We start from the raw sequence: 18,158 nt of genomic DNA, 5'->3' as shown, positions 1-18,158 counted from the left end.
AGGAATACGACAAAAACGTATTCCTTTTTTTATGAAGTAGAAATGGAGTCTTGTTTGATTTTTAGCAATACTTGCATGGTAGTTCCTTTGCCAATTTCTGATTGTAAAACTTTAATTGTGCCTTTGTGATATTCTTCTACAATTCGTTTGGTTAACGAAAGTCCCAATCCCCAACCGCGTTTTTTGGTAGTAAATCCTGGCTCAAAAATAGTTTGAAACTGTTTTTTTTGAATGCCATTGCCTGTATCTGTAACGTTGATTTTTACCGTGTCAGCGTCGGCAACAATAGCCAGTTGTAGTTTTCCCTTTCCCTTCATGGCATCAATGGCATTTTTAACCAAATTTTCTATCGTCCAGCTGTGCAAAATAGGGTTGAGTTGTACCCAAACTGGGTGTTTTGGAGCGCTAAAAGTAAAGTCAATTTGTTTTGAAAACCGTGATTGTAAATAATCGTACGCCTGTTGTGTTTCGTGAACAATATCAGTGCGTTCTAGCTTGGGTTCCGAACCAATTTTTGAAAATCGGTCGGTTATCGTTTGCAGGCGTTCAATGTCTTTTTCTATTTCTTGCGTGATCGAGGCGTCCACATCATCTGCTTTTAAAATTTCAACCCAACCAATCAATGAGGAGAGCGGCGTACCTATTTGATGTGCGGTTTCCTTTGCCATTCCGGCCCATAATTTATTTTGCGTCGCCATTTTTGTGCTGCGGTAGTAATTGTAAACTAATCCACCAAAAAGAACAATAATTAAAACCAGCGCAAGGGGATAATATTTCAATTTGTTTAATAGGGAAGAGTTGCCGTAATATAGTTTTTGAAACTTCCCAGGAACATATTCTATAACAATGGGATCATTTTCTGATTTTAAAGTGTTTAGTATTGTGATAGCCTTTTTGCTTTTTAACAAATTTTCCTCGTCAATATTAACCGTATTGATAATACTGTCATTTTCGGTTAGCATAATTGGGATAGAAGTGTTATTGCTAAAAATTTGTAATGGCAATTCAACCTCAGTATTTTCATCGGCGTTAATTAATGTTTTTTGGGCCTGCGCCCAAAGATTCATTTTCAAGCGCTCTTCATTCTTGAAAATTTGAAAAAAAGTATAGGTATTCCAGAGAATTAAACTGATGATAAAAAACGATGCGAAAATAATTACCCAACGGGTGTTAACTCTTCTTTCGGAAAACTGCATACTAATGGATTTTAATGCTAAATATAACGAAATAAATGCGCTTGTATTTTAGTTTTTTTTCAGATTTTTTTTCGAGACATTCATCCTGCTTTTTGTTATGCTATTTTAGAGTATAAAGTTCATAACTCAATCGATTTGCTTATTTTTGTATCTCAAATGTAACTTGAATTATGATCACAATTGACCCAAAAACTATCGATACAGCAAAATTACAAGGCTACTTGCAAAGCTCAGTAGGCCCAAGACCTATTGCATTTGCCAGTACGATGGATGAAAATGGCAATGCCAATGTTTCTCCGTTTAGTTTTTTTAATGTTTTTAGTGCTAATCCACCTATTCTTATTTTCTCACCGGCACGCCGCGTGCGAGACAACTCAATAAAACACACTTTGATTAATGCCGAAGCTACCAGAGAAGTAGTGATCAATGTGGTGAATTATGACATTGTACAGCAAATCTCGTTGGCTAGTACAGAGTATGCTGATGGGGTAGATGAATTTGTAAAATCAGGCTTGACGCCAATACCATCAGAGGTTGTAAAACCGTATCGAGTAAAAGAATCTCCGGTACAATTTGAGTGCAAAGTCAATCAAATTATTGCTTTGGGTTCAGAGGGTGGTGCAGGGAATTTAGTCGTGTGCGAAGTAGTAAAAATTCATATTGACGAAGCCGTTTTAGACAGTAATGGCGCTATAGATCAACATAAAATTGACTTGGTGTCGCGCTTAGGTGGCAATTGGTATTCTAGATCCAATCAAGGACTTTTTGAAGTACCAAAACCATTGGCAACCTTAGGGATTGGCGTAGATGCTATTCCAAATTTTGTAAAACAAAGTAAGGTCTTTAACGGAAATGATTTGGGGATTTTAGGAAATGTTGAAGCCTTGCCTACAACCGAAGAAGTTAGTATATTTGTACAGGAAAATTTTGCAGTTAAAGCGGTTTTGAGTTCAGATGATACTGAAAAAGTGCATCTTACGGCAAAAAAATACCTTAATGATAATGATGTAGTCTCGGCATGGAAGGTTCTTTTAGCCGATACTTTAAAATAGAGCATAACAATAAATATAGAGAAGATGGAAGTAACAGGAAAAATTAAAATGATCGATCAAACTAAAGAAGTTGGATCTGGAGGTTTCAAAAAAAGAGATGTTGTAGTAACAACTGATGAGCAATATCCGCAACATATTTCGGTTCAGTTTGTTCAAGATAAATGTGATTTGTTGAATAATTTTCAAGTAGGTGAAGCTGTAAAAATTGACATTAACTTGAGAGGAAGAGAGTGGACAAATGCACAAGGTGAAACGGTTTATTTTAACACAATTCAAGGATGGAGAATAGGGAAATTACAAGCGGAAAGTCCTTCTGCTCAGCAAATGCCTCCTATGCCATCTGCAGAAACATTTGCACCAGCAACTAGTTTTAACGAAGAGGAAGCAGACGATTTACCGTTCTAAGATAAAATTCCAAAGTATATAAATCCAAATTCCAAGTTGAAGCTTTCTTCATATTGGAATTTGGATTTTTTTTGAGCATTCCTGCCGTTTTCTTTATAATTTATGTCATCATGCATTACCTTTCTGATATTTTAGATTTTCCCGAAGTGAATAAAGCCAATCGAGATGGCATTCTTGCTATTGGTGGCGATTTATCTCCAGAACGCCTGCAGTTAGCCTACAAAAGCGGTATTTTTCCTTGGTTTGAAGCCGGTGATCCTATCCTTTGGTGGTCACCAAACCCAAGAATGGTTTTATTTCTTGAGGAGTTGAAAATCTCCAAAAGCATGCGTAACATTCTCAATAAAGGCGATTTTTCAGTTACTTTCAATCGAAATTTTAGAGATGTGATTTCCTACTGTCAAAAAGTAAAACGCGACGGTCAAAACGGAACTTGGATTACTAATGACATGATTGAGGCCTATTGCAAATTGCACGACTTAGGCATTGCAAAATCTGTAGAAGTTTGGCAAGATGATATCTTAGTTGGCGGTTTGTATGGCGTTGATTTGGGTCATATTTTTTGCGGCGAAAGCATGTTTTCGTTAGTTTCTAATGCTTCCAAAGTGGCGTTTATTGCCTTGGTAAACCACTTAAAAAAAGAAAACTATAAGCTGCTCGATTGTCAAGTTTACAATCCACATCTCGAAAGTTTGGGTTGCAGAGAAATTCATCGAAACGAGTTTATGCGAATTTTGCAGCAGCAGTAGGGCCTATTTCCAGCTGTTTGTTACAAGTCCTCCTTCAAAGTCTTATTTTTTCTAAAGCCATCAAAGGAGCTTCCTGCCGGTCGCTCTTTGCTGTCTCTAAAAAATAGGCTTTTCAGTCCGGGCTTTTCACGTCCATCTGGGGCAAAACGCCTGTTTTTTCAGTACTTAATGGATTGTTGAACACAACTAAAATTGCAACTTGGTAAAACTCCAATCTAAAGTTTGATACAAAACCAATTCATTTTTCAAAGTTGGTAAACCTGTAATTAATTTTAAGGTTTCGTGTGCCATCATCGTTCCTATCATACCCGGTAAAGTGCCCAGCACACCATTCAAACTGCAATTTGGTACGTCTTTTGGATTGGGAGGCGCTGGAAATAAATCCCGAAGGTTTTTACTTCCGTTATAATTAAAAACAGCTAACTGTCCTTCAAAACCTAAAATACTTCCATAAACCAAAGGTTTGCCCAAAGCTACACAAGTATCATTCACTAAATAACGAGTGGCAAAATTATCTGATCCATCCACAACCACATCAAAATCTTGGATGATTTGAACAGCGTTTTCAACGGTTAGTTTCGCTTCAAAAGCTGCTACTTTAATCAAAGGATTCAGTGCTTCTAATTTTTCTTTGGCAATCAAAGCTTTTGATAAGCCCACTTGATCTTCGGTGTACAAGATTTGTCTGTGCAAGTTGTGAATTTCTATTTTATCGAAATCAACAATCCCAATAGTTCCTACTCCTGCGGTCGAAATGTATTGTAAAATAGGACAGCCCAAACCGCCAGCACCAATCACCAAAACTCTCGCTTGCTTGAGTTTTTCTTGGCCTGAATCACCTATTTCGGGCAGCATACTTTGTCGGTTGTATCGTAAAAATTCTTGTATTACACTCATTTTATTGTGTCTTAAAGTTTGAAAATCTTAAAGTGGAAAGTCAAAAGCGAAACTATCAAGTAAAGTCGAGTACTTTTGACATTCGACTTTATGAAATTTGACTAAATGTTCTATCCCAGTCTTTCCAAACGGGTTCGTAGCCTTGGCTAGAAATAAGAGCGGCAATTTCCGATGCTGAACGCTCATCACTAATTTCAAATTGTTCCAAAGATTGTGGATCCACTACATAACCACCAGGATTGGTTTTGGAACCAGCACTCATACTTGTTGTGCCAAGCGGAATAATGTTGTTTCTGAATTTTTCATTCTCGCGAGTTGATATAGAAATCTCTAAATCCTCATTCCATAACCGATAAGCACAAATCAACTGCGTCAAATCTTTGTCATCCATAATAAAGTTGGGTTGAATCACTCCTTCCGCGGGACGCAATCGTGGAAAAGAAACCGTGTATTTGGTTTTCCAATACGTTTTTTGGAGATATTCCAAGTGCAAAGCATTGAAAAAACTATCAGTGCGCCAGTCTTCTAGCCCCAACAAAACGCCCAAACCTATTTTATGAATTCCAGCAGTTCCAACTCGATCCGGAGTTTCCAAACGAAAATCGAAATTAGATTTTTTCCCTTTGGTGTGGTATTGCTTATAAACATCCCGATGGTAGGTTTCCTGATAAACCAAAACGGAATACACTCCAGCGGCATGCAATTGTAGGTATTCTTCTGTGGATAAAGGTTGCACTTCTACCGAAATAGTCGAAAAATCATTTTTTATTTGAGCTACAGACTTTAGAAAATAATTAATGTTTACGGTATAATTGGCTTCGCCAGTAACTAATAAAACGTGGTCGAATCCTGCTTTTTTCAAGGCTTCAACTTCCAGTGTGATTTCGCTTTCAGTCAGAGTTTTTCGTTTGATTTTGTTGTCCAGACTAAAACCGCAATAGGTACAAATATTTTGGCATTCGTTGCTCAAATACAAAGGCGCATACATTTGAATGGTTTTGCCAAAACGCTTTTTGGTTAATTCGTGACTTATTTGAGCCATTTGTTCCAAATAAGTTTGGGCAGCTGGTGAAATTAAAGCCAGAAAATCATCGAGATTGCGTTTAGTTTTGGCTAAAGCTTGCTCTACTTCTTTGGTAGTTGTCTGATAGATTTTAGCTTGAATTTTGTCCCAACTGTATTGTTCGAAAACCGATATAAATGTGTTCATCTTTTTAAGCTGCTTTTTTTGGCACGCAGATTTTCGCGGATTTTCGCGGATTTTTTTAAATCTGTTCCTCAATTTCTCTGCGTAAATCTGCAAAATTTGTGTGCCATTTTATTGTGATTATATTTTATTAGCAATCCGCTTGATGTCTTCTAAAATCGAGACAGTATTGAAATTAACTAATGTTCAAAAACCGATTTTAATGTGTTCATTATTTTGCTTTTTTGGCACATAGATTTTCAAAGATTATTGCAGATTTTTTACATCTGTTCCTTATTCTCTTTGAGTAAATCTGCAAAATCTGCGTGCCAATTTTTAATCTTTAAATTATATTTTATTAGCAATCCGCTTGATGTCTTCTAAAATCGAGACAGTATTGAAATTAACTAACAATCCCAGTTTTTTATCAGTCAATTTTAAATAGTTTGTAATTTGTTTATAATGAATGGGCGCTAAATTTTCCACAGATTTCAGTTCAATGATTACTTTATCTTCAACTAGTAAATCAATTTTGAAAGCAACATCTAATATGATTTCGTCATAAGGAATGGTGATTTCAAGTTGTCTCTCCACTTTTAAATCCAATTTAGTTAATTCATAGTATAGCGCACTTTCATATACAGATTCAAACAAACCTGGCCCTAGTGTGTTATAAACTTTGAAAATTGCTCCTCTTATTTGATATGAAATTTCATTTTCTGTCATTTTCTTGAATTTAAAAATTAGCATTAATTAAATTTAGTTATTTTATTTCAAAAAAGACGAACTTAATTGTATAGTACCTAGAGTTTTTTTAGATGTGTTTTCACTTTTTATTTGCGTAAATCTGTAAAATCTGCGTGCTAATTTAAAAATTACTCGTACAAAAATGCTGTCAAAGGACTCGAAGCCACCGCACGATTTACTTTTTGTGCCAATTGTGCTTCGTATGCTTTTCGTCCTGCAATTACCGCTTCCTTAAAAGCTTCAGCCATTAGTTTTGGATTTCCAGCAACAGCAATAGCGGTGTTGACTAAAACAGCATCGGCGCCTAATTCCATTGCTTTTGCGGCATCAGAAGGTGCACCAATTCCTGCGTCGATGATTACGGGAACTTTACTTTGTTCGATAATAATTTCTAAAAAATCGATGGTTTTTAATCCTTTGTTACTTCCAATGGGAGATCCTAATGGCATTACGGCAGATGTTCCGGCATCTTCCAAACGTTTACATAAAACAGGATCGGCGTGAATGTAAGGCAAAACAATAAATCCTAATTTGGCTAGTTCTTCTGTTGCTTTTAAGGTTTCAATTGGATCTGGTAACAAGTATCTTGGATCGGGATGGATTTCTAGTTTGAGCCAATTGGTTTCCAAAGCTTCTCTAGCTAGTTGCGCTGCAAACACAGCCTCTTTCGCATTGCGTGCACCCGAAGTATTGGGTAATAAATTAATTCGTGGATGTTTAAGATGGGCTAAAATTGCATCGGTTTCGGTTTCTAAATCGATACGTTTTAGGGCTACGGTAACCAATTCACTTCCGGATGCCAAAATAGCTTCTTCCATTTGTTGGTTGGAACCGAATTTTCCTGTTCCTAAAAACAACCGCGATTCAAAGGTTTTATCTCCTATTTTAAATGGTAACATATAGTTTTTCGTTTAGTTGCGTGATTAATTCGGATGGATTTTCGCTTTGGGTAATTAAACCTGAAACAGCAATCCCATGAACACCAGTTTCCATTATACTTTCAACGTTTTTAAGCTGTATTCCTCCAATGGCATAAATGGGAATTTGTATTTTTTTTGCTTTCATTTTTTCGATAATGCTGTGGTAGCCTTCTAGCCCTAAAATGGGACTTAATTTTTCTTTTGTTGCTGTAAATTGGAACGGCCCTAAACCAATGTAATTACAGCCATTTTCAATATGATTTTGAATATCTTCTAAAGTATTGGCAGTTGCTCCGATAATTTTTTCACGACCTAAAATAGTTCTCGCCGCTGCTACATTCATATCGGTTAAACCTACATGAACTCCATCAGCATTTAATTGCTGTGCTAGGTGCACATTGTCATTAATGATTAAATAGGCAGAAAAAACGTCGCACAAAATTTTTGCGGTTTCTGCAACATCAAAAAGTTCGGAGGTGGAAGCATTTTTGAAACGCAACTGAATCCACTCACAACCGTTGTCAAGCGCTTTGCGAATATTGAACAATTGTTCTTCGACGGTGTTTCCTTGAGTGATATATTGTAGTTTATGGTACATAATGATATCCTAGTTTTGTGGGGTTAGATTGTAAGTAGGCTTCTATGTATTTTTTGGCATTGGCACAAGCCGTTTTTAGTTCCTGTCCCAAAGCCAAATGAGCTGTAATCGCAGATGACAATACGCAACCTGATCCGTGTTTATCGAAAATTTTAGTAGTCTTTGGCGCCAGTTTCAAATGTTCATTTTCTAAATACAAATAATCAAAGCCAATTTCGTTTGGATTGTGACCGCCTTTTAACAATACGGGGCAATGTTTTGAAAGCAAAATAGCTGTTGTTTCTGCATTAATTTCTTTAGAAGATAATTGTAAAATTTCATTGTAATTAGGAGTGATCAAATCAATTTCTTTCAGTATTTCAGTCAAAGTAGTTTGGTTTTCAATAGTTAAAAAATCGAATTCTGTAGTTGATTTTAAAACGGTGTCCCAAACTATTTTTGTTTCTGGCGAATGTTTTTTGATCAAAAAAACAACTTCTTTTAAAAATGCCAAAGAAGGTACAATTCCAATTTTTACGGCTTTTATATCGTAAGTATTAAATATTGTTTGAACAGATTGCAAAACAAAATCCAAATCCGTCCATTGTATGGCTACAAATTCATTTTCGGTTTGAATGGTATTTGCAGTACTAATAGCAAAGCCATACACCTGATGTTGCTCGAACGTTTTTATATCTGCCAAAACTCCAGCGCCTGCTGAAGGATCGAAGCCTGCAATGCTTACTACAAAAGGTCGTGACATACTTTAAAATTTTCTATTGAATGGTTGTTGTTCCAAATACTGCCTAAAAGAGCTACATCATCAAACCCAAATGCTAATGCAGTTTTGATATTCTCAGATGTAATTCCTCCAAGAGCAATCAATGCGATTTTATTATTTTTTCTTTGTTCTAATTCTTTTTTGAAATCCAGATTTGAAACATAATTGGGTTTTGAAATACTTTCGAAAACAGGACCAAAAAATGCATAATCAAAAACACTTGATAGCGCTTCAAAATCGGACATTTTATGAATAGAGGAGGAGAGTGTATATCCACTTTTTTTCCATTTTTTTAATTCTTCTTCGGGTGTTTCTATTCTTGTTTTTTCTGTAAAATGAATGCGATTAATTCCAAAATCTAGTGCTAATTGATGATGACTATGCAAAGCCAATTGGTGTCTGAAAGTTGTTTTTATTTTTGATACAAATGTTTTCATTTCTGTTGCTGAAAAATCAGGTTTTCTGACATGAAGTAACTCCAATCCATGCTCAAAGAGAGCGTGTATGGTGTTGATTTCGTTTGCTATTGCAGTTGGATTGGAAATGACTATCATTTTTGATTAGATTCTGAAAAGGAAAAAAGAGTATATAACATAGAAAATAGACTGTGATTTAGGTCTATTCTCTATATTCTTTTGTCTATTCTCTCGTCTTAAATATAAATTTCTTTTCCCTGTTCAATAAACTCTTCTGATTTTGCTGCCATTCCTTTCTCGGCTTCGGCTACGTCACGAATTTCTTGAGAAATTTTCATGGAGCAGAATTTTGGTCCACACATTGAGCAGAAATGAGCCACTTTTGCACCGTCTGCAGGCAAGGTTTCATCGTGAAATTCACGAGCAGTATCTGGATCTAATGACAAGTTGAATTGGTCTTCCCAGCGGAATTCGAAACGAGCTTTGCTTAAAGCATTGTCTCGGTATTGTGCTCCTGGGTGACCTTTGGCCAAATCCGCAGCGTGAGCAGCAATTTTATATGTAATCACACCGTCTTTTACGTCTTTTTTGTTGGGTAAACCAAGGTGTTCTTTTGGGGTAACATAACACAACATAGCGCATCCGTACCAGCCAATCATAGCGGCTCCAATGGCAGAAGTAATGTGGTCGTAACCGGGAGCAATGTCAGTGGTTAATGGACCCAAAGTGTAGAACGGAGCTTCATCACAATGTTCCAATTGTTTATCCATATTTTCTTTAATCATATGCATAGGTACGTGACCTGGACCTTCAATAAATACTTGAACGTCGTGTTTCCAAGCGATTTTTGTTAGTTCACCCAGCGTCTCTAATTCGGCGAATTGTGCGGCATCGTTGGCATCGGCGATAGAACCTGGGCGAAGTCCGTCACCTAATGAAAAGGCAACGTCGTATTGTTTCATAATTTCGCAAATCTCTTCGAAATGCGTGTACAAAAAGTTTTCTTTATGGTGGAACAAACACCATTTGGCCATAATAGAACCACCGCGAGAAACAATTCCGGTAACGCGATTAGCGGTTAAATGAATGTAGCGTAGTAAAACCCCAGCGTGAATGGTGAAATAAGAAACGCCTTGTTCCGCTTGTTCGATTAAGGTATCACGAAAAATTTCCCAGGTTAAATCTTCTGCGATTCCATTTACTTTTTCTAAGGCTTGATAAATTGGTACCGTACCGATGGGAACAGGGGAATTACGAATAATCCATTCTCTGGTTTCGTGAATGTTTTTTCCTGTAGATAAATCCATAATGGTATCAGCACCCCAGCGACAAGCCCAAACCGCTTTTTCTACTTCTTCTTCGATGCTTGAAGTGACTGCGCTATTCCCAATATTGGCATTAATTTTTACTAAAAAATTGCGTCCTACAATCATTGGTTCGCTTTCGGGATGGTTGATGTTGTTGGGGATAATAGCACGCCCTCTGGCTACTTCGCTACGAACAAATTCGGCTGTAATTGGCCCCACCCCAGCCCTCCCCGAAGGAGAGGGAGTGTTTGCGCCCCAGCTATCTCCTTTATGTTGGCATTGCATTGCTTTTGTTTGAGATTCAATTTGCTCATATTTTTGGTTTTCACGAATGGCGATGTATTCCATTTCGGGAGTGATAATGCCTTGTTTGGCGTAATATAATTGGGTCACATTGGCACCTTTTTTGGCGCGCATGGGTTTGTGTAAATATTCAAAACGCAAGTGATCTAACTTTTCATCATTCAAACGTGATTTTCCGTATTCGGAGGAGATTTCGGTTAGTTCTTCTACATCATTACGGTCCAGAATCCATTGTTCGCGGATGCGCGGCAATCCTTTGCGTATATCAATTTCAAAATTAGGATCTGTAAAAGGGCCTGAAGTGTCGTAAACGGTTACTGCTGGGTTTTTTTCTATTCTGCCATTTGACATTTTAGTATCTGCGAGCGAAATTTCACGCATCGCTACTTTAATCGGGTGGATTTCACCATCGATGTATACTTTTTTGGAATTTGGAAACGGGGTTCTAGATATTTTTTCTTCGGTATTCATAAGTAATAGGATTGTGTTTAGTATTTTTTTTCTGCTAGGGATAGTAATGGAAAGCCCGTAAAGTGAACAGACTAATAAAACAAGGAGACAGTGAAGCGACCGTAAGGAAGCTTTAATGGCGACTGTGTTTTATAGGATGGTCACTGCGGACTTGTAATGGATAGCCCGCTCGAGCACAAGGTCATTAAGTTAAATAATTGCTTTTTTGTCACGCAGATTTCGCGGATTTACGCAGAAAAATCGGTTTAAATCTATTGAATCTGCGTGCTGTTTTTTCTTTTTCCTATTAACTTAATTAGATTGTGCTCGAGCAGCCGCCTCATCCGCCTTGAGTTGCGGAGATGATAAGAATGGTGTCGGTTTCTTGTATGGGGTGGATGTTCCAAGTAGATTTTGGAATGACGGTATTGTTTATGGCCACAGCAATTCCGTTTTGTTTTACGGGAATTTCTAAGTCAAGAAGTGCTTGAACCGTTAGGCTCTTGGCGGCAAAATGTTTTGTTTGGTTGTTGATTTTTAGTTCCATTCCTGTTGAGTTTAGTATATAGGTATACTTTAGGAATGGCTACGACGGTACCCAAATATGGTACAATGAAGTCATCTTACTTTTCCCTACGCTAGTATGAACTAGATCAGGTTCAGAGGGTAAAATCTCAGCCTACCGTGGTAGACACCCCTAAAGTGTGAAGCAAATGTAATGAAAATTATGAATTATAAATTATAAATTATAAATTATGAATTTCGTTTCCAACAATTTTCTACATGATCATTGACCATGCCTGTGGCCTGCATGAAGGCATACATAACGGTGGAACCCACAAATTTAAAACCCCGTTTTTTTAAATCCTTACTAATTGCATCAGAAATTGGTGAAGTAGCAGGAACTTCTTTTAAGTTTCTTGGCGAGTTGTTAACCTGTGTGTTATTTATAAAAGCCCAAATGTATTGCGAAAAACTGCCAAATTCTTCTTGGATTGTAATGAAATTTTGAGCGTTGGTCACAGCCGAATAGACTTTGAGTTTGTTGCGAATGATACCTGCATCTTGTAATAATTCTTGAATTTTATCATCAGAATATTGCGCAATTTTTTTATAATCAAAAGCATCAAATGCATTGTAGAAATTTTCTCTTTTGTTCAAGATGGTAATCCAACTTAGGCCTGCTTGAAAGGTTTCAAGTAGTAAAAATTCAAATAGAGTAGTGTCATCATATACGGGAACGCCCCATTCTTCGTCATGGTATTTCATGTATAAATCACTGGAATGACACCAGCCGCAACGTATTTTATCAGTTATAATCATTCTTTTTCGGTGGCTAAATATTTTTTAATAGTGTAGTGACCTAGGTAAATTAAGGGAGTTAAGAGTATGGCTGTGCCTAGCTTAAAAGTATAGCCAGTTAAGGCTGAGGTTAGGAAGGTTTCAAAGTTAATTTTGCCGGGCAACCAAAATGCAATTCCCAATACAATAAAGGAATCAAACAGTTGTGAAATGATGGTAGAACCCGTAGCTCTAAGCCATATTTTTTTGTTTCCAGTTCGGTTTTTAAAAAACCAAAAAACAGTAACGTCTATTAATTGTGATATAAGAAAAGCAATGATACTGCCCACAATAATCCACATGCTTTGGCCAAAAACAGCAGTAAACTGTGCGTCACTCACAGGACTTATTCCTTTTGCAGCAGGGATTGTTATGGCTAACAGTAGAATAATAAACGAGTAGGCAATTAATCCAGCAGTGATCAAGGATAATTTTTTTACTCCTTTTTCGCCAAAATAATCGTTAATTAAATCTGTAGTCAAAAACACAATAGGCCAAGGCAAAATACCGATGCTCATTACAAACGGACCTATTTGTACCAGTTTTCCACCAATCAATTCAGCAGTAACGGCATTAGTGATAAATATCCCGGCAAGGATTATAAAGACAAGTTCTTTTTTGGTTTTGAACATAGAATAAACTTTCATCAAATTTAATAAAATAAATGGAATTTTAGAGATGTGCTATTTCAAAGAAAAAGCCCCATTCCAACAGAATTGAAATGGGGCTTTGTATTAAAAAAATGAAATCAAATAGCAATTATTTGAAATCAAATAGTGGCTATCCTAAAGAAGCTCTTTTGAAACCTGTAATTTCAACATTGAAACCTTTAACATAATCACCTACTTTTTTACTGTCATCTTTGATGAAGTTTTGATCAAGTAAAGCTTTTTCTTGGTCTAAAGTAGTGTTATCAGATATAAAACGTTGGATTTTACCAGGAATAATTTTGTCCCAAATTTGTTCCGGTTTACCTTCAGCTTTCAACTCAGCTTTAGCATCTTCTTCAGCTTGTTTGATAACCTCTTCAGTTAATTGAGAGAAAGAGATGTATTTAGGAACATTTTTTAAAGTTTTTCCTAAACGTTTAGCTTCTTCATTTTCTTTTTCGATAATAGCGATACGAGCAGCCAATTCAGAAGCAACAAAAGCAGGATCAAAATCTTTGTAAGATAATGTATCAGCTCCCATTGACGCCACTTGCATAGATACGTCTTTCGTAAGGATTTCTGCATTTGGTACAGCTGCAGAAATAGCAGTTAATGCAGCAATTTTGTTAACGTGAACATAAGATCCAACAAAAGCACCTTCTAAAATTTCAAAACCACCGATTTCGATTTTTTCACCTATAACACCAGTTTGCTCAATTAATTTTTCAGCAACAGTCATTCCGTTGAAATCTGATGCTAAAAATTCTTCTTTAGATGAGAAATTGATCGCTTTTTCAACTAATTCTTTAGCCAAAGTTACGAAAGATTCATTTTTACCTACGAAGTCTGTTTCGCAGTTTAAAGTTATGATAGCTCCTTTAGTGTTATCAGCATTGATAAAAGAAACAGCAGCTCCTTCAGAAGACTCACGGTCAGAACGATTAGCAGCAACTTTTTGTCCTTTTTCTCTAAGGTTTTGGATTGCTTTATCGAAATCTCCCTCAGCTTCAACTAAAGCTTTTTTACAGTCCATCATTCCGGCACCTGTAGTTTGTCTTAATTTGTTTACGTCTGCAGCAGTAATTGTTGCCATAATATTTTGAATTTTAATGTTAAAAGTAAAAATTCCAATCTTTAAATCCCAAATTCCAATGTTATCAGAAAGTTATTTTCTGATTTTGGAATTTGGAATTCAAAATTTGGAATTCAAAATTTGATTTATTCTTCAGTTGCAGTTGCAGCTGGAGCTTCTGCAGTTTCAGTAGCTGGGGCAGCAACTTCAGCAGTAGCTTCAGTTTCTTTTTCAGTACCTCTATCAGAAAGTCCTTCGATAATTGCAGATGTAACTAAAGTTAAAATTTTGTCAATTGATTTAGAAGCATCATCATTTGCAGGAATTACATACTCTACTTCACGTGGATCAGAGTTAGTATCAACCATTGCGAAAACTGGAATGTTTAATTTTTGTGCTTCTTTTATAGCGATGTGTTCTGCTTTGATATCTACTACGAACAATGCAGCCGGTAGTCTAGACATGTCAGCGATTGAACCTAAGTTTTTCTCTAATTTAGCACGAAGACGATCAACTTGCAAACGCTCTTTTTTAGATAAAGTCATGAAAGTACCATCTTTCTTCATTTTATCAATAGTAGCCATTTTTTTAACAGCTTTACGGATAGTTACAAAGTTAGTTAGCATTCCACCAGGCCATCTTTCAGTGATGTAAGGCATGTTTGCAGCTTTTGCTTTATCAGCAACGATGTCTTTTGCTTGTTTTTTGGTAGCAACAAATAATATTTTTCTACCTGATGCAGCGATTTTTTTCAAAGCTTCGTTAGCTTCTTCAATTTTTGCTGCAGTTTTATATAGATTGATAATGTGAATACCATTACGTTCCATATAGATGTAAGGAGCCATGTTTGGGTCCCATTTTCTAGTCATGTGTCCAAAGTGTACACCTGCTTCTAGTAAGTCTTTAACTTCTATTTTGTTTGCCATTTTGTTCTAGTTTACGTTCTGTTGATTAGCAATAAGCTTCTTTGATACGACTTTAGGCATGTGCCTTTAAGACTTTCGGCTTATTTAGATGCTAAACTATTTCCTACCTCGGTAGGAGAGCAACAACAACTGTGTTTTTAAATTTTTATGCTAAATTTATTTTAACATATTTCAGTTTAAGCTGATAACAATACCAGCGTTTGAACTTGATAATCTGAAAAATAACCAGATTGAATATTAACGCTTAGAGAATTGGAATCTCTTACGAGCTTTCTTCTGACCGAATTTCTTACGTTCAACCATTCTTGGATCTCTTGTTAATAAACCTTGTGGTTTAAGGATTCCTCTGTTTTCAGCATCAACTTCGCACATTGCACGTGCTAATGCCATTCTTACAGCCTCTGCTTGTCCTGTTGAACCACCTCCGTAAACATTAACTTTTACGTCAAAGTTGCTTACATTTTCTGTCATAGACATTGGTTGTAATACTTTGTACTGTAAAGTTGCAGTTGGGAAGTAAGTTTCAAATGCTTTTTTGTTTACCGTGATTACTCCTGTTCCTTCTGAAACGTATATACGTGCAACAGCGGTTTTTCTTCTACCGATTTTGTGAATAACTCCCATTACTTAAGATCGTTAAGGTTAACTGTTCTAGGTTTTTGAGCTCCTTGTTTGTGCTCTGATCCTACAACAACATTTAAATTTCTAAAAAGCTCTGCCCCTAATTTGTTTTTAGGTAACATCCCTTTTACAGCTTTTTCAACTAATAATGCAGGGTTTTTAGATTGCAAAACTTTAGCAGTTAAAGTTCTTTGACCTCCTGGGTAACCAGTGTGACGGATGTACGTTTTTTCATCCATTTTGTTACCTGTAAGGTTAATTTTTTCTGAGTTGATAACAATTACGTTATCTCCGCAGTCCACATGTGGTGTGTAACTTGGCTTGTACTTACCTCTTAAAATCATTGCGACTTTTGAAGCAAGACGTCCTAAGTTGTGACCATCTGCATCTACAACAATCCACTCTTTTGTAACTGTGGCTTTGCTTGCTGACTGTGTCTTGTAGCTTAATGCGTCCATAATATTTTTTTAATTAAACATTCCATCCCCAATAAAGGGGTTGCAAAAGTACAATTAATTATTTTAAATACAAATACCTTAAAAGATTATTTTGTTATGTGCTTTGTACTGATTATCAAATGTATATTATTATTTTTTTTATGTTTTATAAATCCCATTTTATAAATTGATTTTATTCCTCTATTTAATGATCTGTATTGGTGTATTTTTTTTGTTGTTACAACTACTTTTTTGAACTTAATGCGTTATTTTTGTCAATTGATTGAATTTTTTAGATATTATACTATCTTGTACTTTAACTTTATACTAAATTCTTAATATGAAAGCCAAAGCAACTTTAAAACAAATCGCGAAGGAACTCAACGTTTCTGTTTCTACCGTGTCTAAGGCATTAAACGATAGTCCAGAAATTAGTGAGCTAACGAAGGTTAAAATAAAGGAATATGCGAAGCTTAAAAACTACAAGCCAAATATTATTGGGTTGAATCTTAAAAATAGAAAGACAAAGACTATAGGCGTTATCATACCTAACATTCTTAATTCTTTTTTTGCCAAAGTATTTAGTGGCATTGAGAAGATTGCTGATGAAAAAGGGTATAATGTGATTATGTGTATTTCTAATGAGTCTCTGGATAAAGAAGCACATACCTTAGAGATGTTAAGTAATGGTACTATTGATGGTTTTATAGTGTCTGTATCTGAGGAAGCTCAGAAAGCTCAAGATTATCAGCATTTCACAACTATTATTAATGATGGAACTCCTATTGTAATGTTTGATCGTATTGCAGATGGGGTAGACTGTGATAAGGTAATTGTAGATGATTTTGATTCGGCACTTCATGCGACCCAGCAACTTTTGAACTTGGGTTGTAAAAATATTGCCTTACTTTCTTCTATTGATAATTTGAGTGTGGGTAAATTAAGAACTGATGGCTATTTAAAAGCATTATCTAATAATGGTATAGCTGTTAATCCTGATATTATGATTAGAACTGACTCAGAACTTGATCTTAAAAATAAAATGGATTCTATATTTGAAAACCCAATAGATGGAATTTTTGCATTGGATGAGAATGATTCAGTTGTAGCATTAAGAGTTGCATTAAAAAAAGGATTCAAAGTACCCGAAGACATTTCTATCATTGGTTTTGCTGATGGAATTTTAGCGTCCAGAAGATTGTCACCTAGTTTGACAACAGTTAGTCAACATGGTATAGAAATAGGTGAAGTAGCGGCCAAGTTGCTTATTAAGAGGTTGGAATCAGAGGAGGAGCATCTTCCTTATGTAACAAAGGTGATTAAAACCAAATTAAAAGAAAGAGAGTCGACTAAAAAAGTTCAATAACATTGATTTTCTATCAAAGTACTTCATAGTTAATATCACTGTTAGTTTTTGTTGAAATAAATAAAAAATTCATCAAAGTTTTAAACTGAATATTTGAACTTTCTAATTTATTATAAATTTACTTTCATATTCTAAAAAAGACCTTTAGTGATTGTGAGATCATATATTATTGAATTAAAAAATAAATTATGTTAGAAATTCTTTTTATGATTCTTGTGGTTTTTTATTTTGTATTCTGGATTTACTCCTTGTATACGGTTATAAACTTAACAACAGTTTCTTCGGTAACTAAAATGCTTCTTATTCTTTCGCTAATTGTTTTACAACCTTTGGGTCTGTTAGCTTTCTGGTCGTACAAAATTTTAAGCAATAAAAAAGCTGTCGCAATTTAGAAAGTTCATTATAATTTTTTAGTGTTCCTTAAAACGAATTGTTCGTTATAAACCTCAAAAAAAAATCTCTAATTGCTTAATTAGAGATTTTTTTATTTATAGTCTATCTTTTTAATGAGCTTCTGTCTTGTTTTTACTGGACCCTAAATTGTGTTCTAATTAAATGTTAATTAGATTTTTTTTTAATTTAGTTGTAAATTATGGACTTAATAAGCAATTAGTTTTAAAATGTGTTTATTCTTTTTGATTGTCCGTAATTACCCATAATTAAAAAAAAACCATTATATTTGATAAAAAAAGCAAATGAATTTATTCAGTTTTACAGCAAATTTTGGCAGTGAAGAATCTTGTAGGCTTCATTTTAAAG

20 protein-coding genes and 1 riboswitch are annotated in these 18,158 nt (G+C 35.5%); of the genes, 4 read left to right on the top strand and 16 right to left on the bottom strand.

Features of this window, described 5'->3' with window-relative positions; genetic code table 11:
• Positions 1-29: 29 nt before the first annotated feature.
• A complete protein-coding gene (locus FJV36_RS01110) occupies positions 30-1,196 on the bottom strand; it encodes a HAMP domain-containing sensor histidine kinase (protein ID WP_158728991.1) in 1,167 nt (388 codons plus the stop codon).
• A 170-nt stretch (positions 1,197-1,366) separates the two neighbouring features.
• Between FJV36_RS01110 and FJV36_RS01105 the strand changes: the two genes are divergently transcribed.
• The 3 genes from FJV36_RS01105 (at position 1,367) to aat (ending at position 3,402) form a co-directional block, all read left to right on the top strand.
• Complete coding sequence (locus tag FJV36_RS01105) at positions 1,367-2,248, top strand: flavin reductase family protein (protein WP_158728990.1); 882 nt, start codon at positions 1,367-1,369, stop codon at positions 2,246-2,248.
• A gap of 24 nt (positions 2,249-2,272) precedes the next feature.
• Positions 2,273-2,653 (top strand): DUF3127 domain-containing protein, encoded by a 381-nt coding sequence (locus FJV36_RS01100; RefSeq protein ID WP_086453648.1) that lies wholly within the window; start codon positions 2,273-2,275, stop codon positions 2,651-2,653.
• A 110-nt stretch (positions 2,654-2,763) separates the two neighbouring features.
• Positions 2,764-3,402: a leucyl/phenylalanyl-tRNA--protein transferase gene (gene aat, locus FJV36_RS01095; RefSeq protein ID WP_158729001.1), complete on the top strand. Its 639-nt coding sequence runs from the start codon at positions 2,764-2,766 to the stop codon at positions 3,400-3,402.
• Positions 3,403-3,588: 186 nt separating this feature from the next.
• Here aat and FJV36_RS01090 read toward each other — a convergent pair whose 3' ends face one another.
• The 15 genes from FJV36_RS01090 to rplM all read right to left on the bottom strand — a co-directional run bounded on the left by FJV36_RS01090 (position 3,589) and on the right by rplM (position 16,054).
• Entirely contained in the window at positions 3,589-4,299 is a 711-nt protein-coding gene (locus FJV36_RS01090) for a HesA/MoeB/ThiF family protein (protein ID WP_158728989.1), read from the bottom strand.
• An 88-nt stretch (positions 4,300-4,387) separates the two neighbouring features.
• Positions 4,388-5,509 (bottom strand): 2-iminoacetate synthase ThiH, encoded by a 1,122-nt coding sequence (gene thiH, locus FJV36_RS01085; RefSeq protein ID WP_158728988.1) that lies wholly within the window; start codon positions 5,507-5,509, stop codon positions 4,388-4,390.
• 324 nt (positions 5,510-5,833) lie between these two features.
• A complete protein-coding gene (locus FJV36_RS01080) occupies positions 5,834-6,211 on the bottom strand; it encodes a GxxExxY protein (protein ID WP_158728987.1) in 378 nt (125 codons plus the stop codon).
• Between the two features lie 149 nt (positions 6,212-6,360).
• Positions 6,361-7,131 (bottom strand): thiazole synthase, encoded by a 771-nt coding sequence (locus FJV36_RS01075; protein ID WP_158728986.1) that lies wholly within the window; start codon positions 7,129-7,131, stop codon positions 6,361-6,363.
• Positions 7,118-7,750 (bottom strand): thiamine phosphate synthase, encoded by a 633-nt coding sequence (locus tag FJV36_RS01070; protein ID WP_158728985.1) that lies wholly within the window; start codon positions 7,748-7,750, stop codon positions 7,118-7,120. Before FJV36_RS01070 ends, FJV36_RS01075 begins: the two co-directional genes overlap by 14 nt.
• A complete protein-coding gene (locus FJV36_RS01065) occupies positions 7,740-8,492 on the bottom strand; it encodes a hydroxymethylpyrimidine/phosphomethylpyrimidine kinase (protein ID WP_158728984.1) in 753 nt (250 codons plus the stop codon). The genes FJV36_RS01070 and FJV36_RS01065 overlap by 11 nt, the downstream gene beginning before the upstream one ends.
• The gene (locus tag FJV36_RS01060; RefSeq protein WP_158728983.1) at positions 8,474-9,064 is read right to left on the bottom strand and encodes a thiamine phosphate synthase; all 591 of its coding nucleotides are present in this window, start codon (positions 9,062-9,064) and stop codon (positions 8,474-8,476) included. Before FJV36_RS01060 ends, FJV36_RS01065 begins: the two co-directional genes overlap by 19 nt.
• A 98-nt stretch (positions 9,065-9,162) precedes the next feature.
• Positions 9,163-11,007 (bottom strand): phosphomethylpyrimidine synthase ThiC, encoded by a 1,845-nt coding sequence (thiC, locus tag FJV36_RS01055; RefSeq protein WP_086453656.1) that lies wholly within the window; start codon positions 11,005-11,007, stop codon positions 9,163-9,165.
• Between the two features lie 319 nt (positions 11,008-11,326).
• Entirely contained in the window at positions 11,327-11,533 is a 207-nt protein-coding gene (gene thiS / locus FJV36_RS01050) for a sulfur carrier protein ThiS (protein WP_086453657.1), read from the bottom strand.
• Positions 11,534-11,599: 66 nt separating this feature from the next.
• Positions 11,600-11,695: riboswitch (TPP riboswitch) on the bottom strand.
• Positions 11,696-11,739: 44 nt separating this feature from the next.
• Positions 11,740-12,309, bottom strand: coding sequence for a DNA-3-methyladenine glycosylase I (locus tag FJV36_RS01045; protein ID WP_086453658.1), 570 nt, complete (start codon positions 12,307-12,309; stop codon positions 11,740-11,742).
• Positions 12,306-12,959 carry a queuosine precursor transporter gene (locus FJV36_RS01040; RefSeq protein WP_086453659.1) on the bottom strand — a complete coding sequence of 218 codons (654 nt, stop codon included), beginning with the start codon at positions 12,957-12,959 and terminating at the stop codon, positions 12,306-12,308. Before FJV36_RS01040 ends, FJV36_RS01045 begins: the two co-directional genes overlap by 4 nt.
• Positions 12,960-13,107: 148 nt before the next feature.
• Positions 13,108-14,070, bottom strand: a complete 963-nt coding sequence (gene tsf / locus FJV36_RS01035) for a translation elongation factor Ts (protein WP_158728982.1) — start codon at positions 14,068-14,070, stop codon at positions 13,108-13,110.
• A 125-nt stretch (positions 14,071-14,195) separates the two neighbouring features.
• A complete protein-coding gene (gene rpsB / locus FJV36_RS01030) occupies positions 14,196-14,975 on the bottom strand; it encodes a 30S ribosomal protein S2 (protein WP_086453661.1) in 780 nt (259 codons plus the stop codon).
• 237 nt (positions 14,976-15,212) lie between these two features.
• Positions 15,213-15,599, bottom strand: a complete 387-nt coding sequence (gene rpsI, locus FJV36_RS01025) for a 30S ribosomal protein S9 (protein WP_158728981.1) — start codon at positions 15,597-15,599, stop codon at positions 15,213-15,215.
• Complete coding sequence (gene rplM / locus FJV36_RS01020; protein WP_086453663.1) at positions 15,599-16,054, bottom strand: 50S ribosomal protein L13; 456 nt, start codon at positions 16,052-16,054, stop codon at positions 15,599-15,601. The genes rpsI and rplM overlap by 1 nt, the downstream gene beginning before the upstream one ends.
• A 319-nt stretch (positions 16,055-16,373) precedes the next feature.
• Between rplM and FJV36_RS01015 the strand changes: the two genes are divergently transcribed.
• Positions 16,374-17,399 (top strand): LacI family DNA-binding transcriptional regulator, encoded by a 1,026-nt coding sequence (locus FJV36_RS01015; protein ID WP_158728980.1) that lies wholly within the window; start codon positions 16,374-16,376, stop codon positions 17,397-17,399.
• Positions 17,400-18,158 lie beyond the last annotated feature (759 nt).

Source organism: Flavobacterium sp. I-STPP5a (genome assembly GCF_009764685.1).
Taxonomy (GTDB): Bacteria; Bacteroidota; Bacteroidia; order Flavobacteriales; family Flavobacteriaceae; genus Flavobacterium.
The sequence above is the reverse complement of the archived record's forward strand: the minus strand, read 5'-3'. Positions and strand labels throughout refer to the sequence as shown.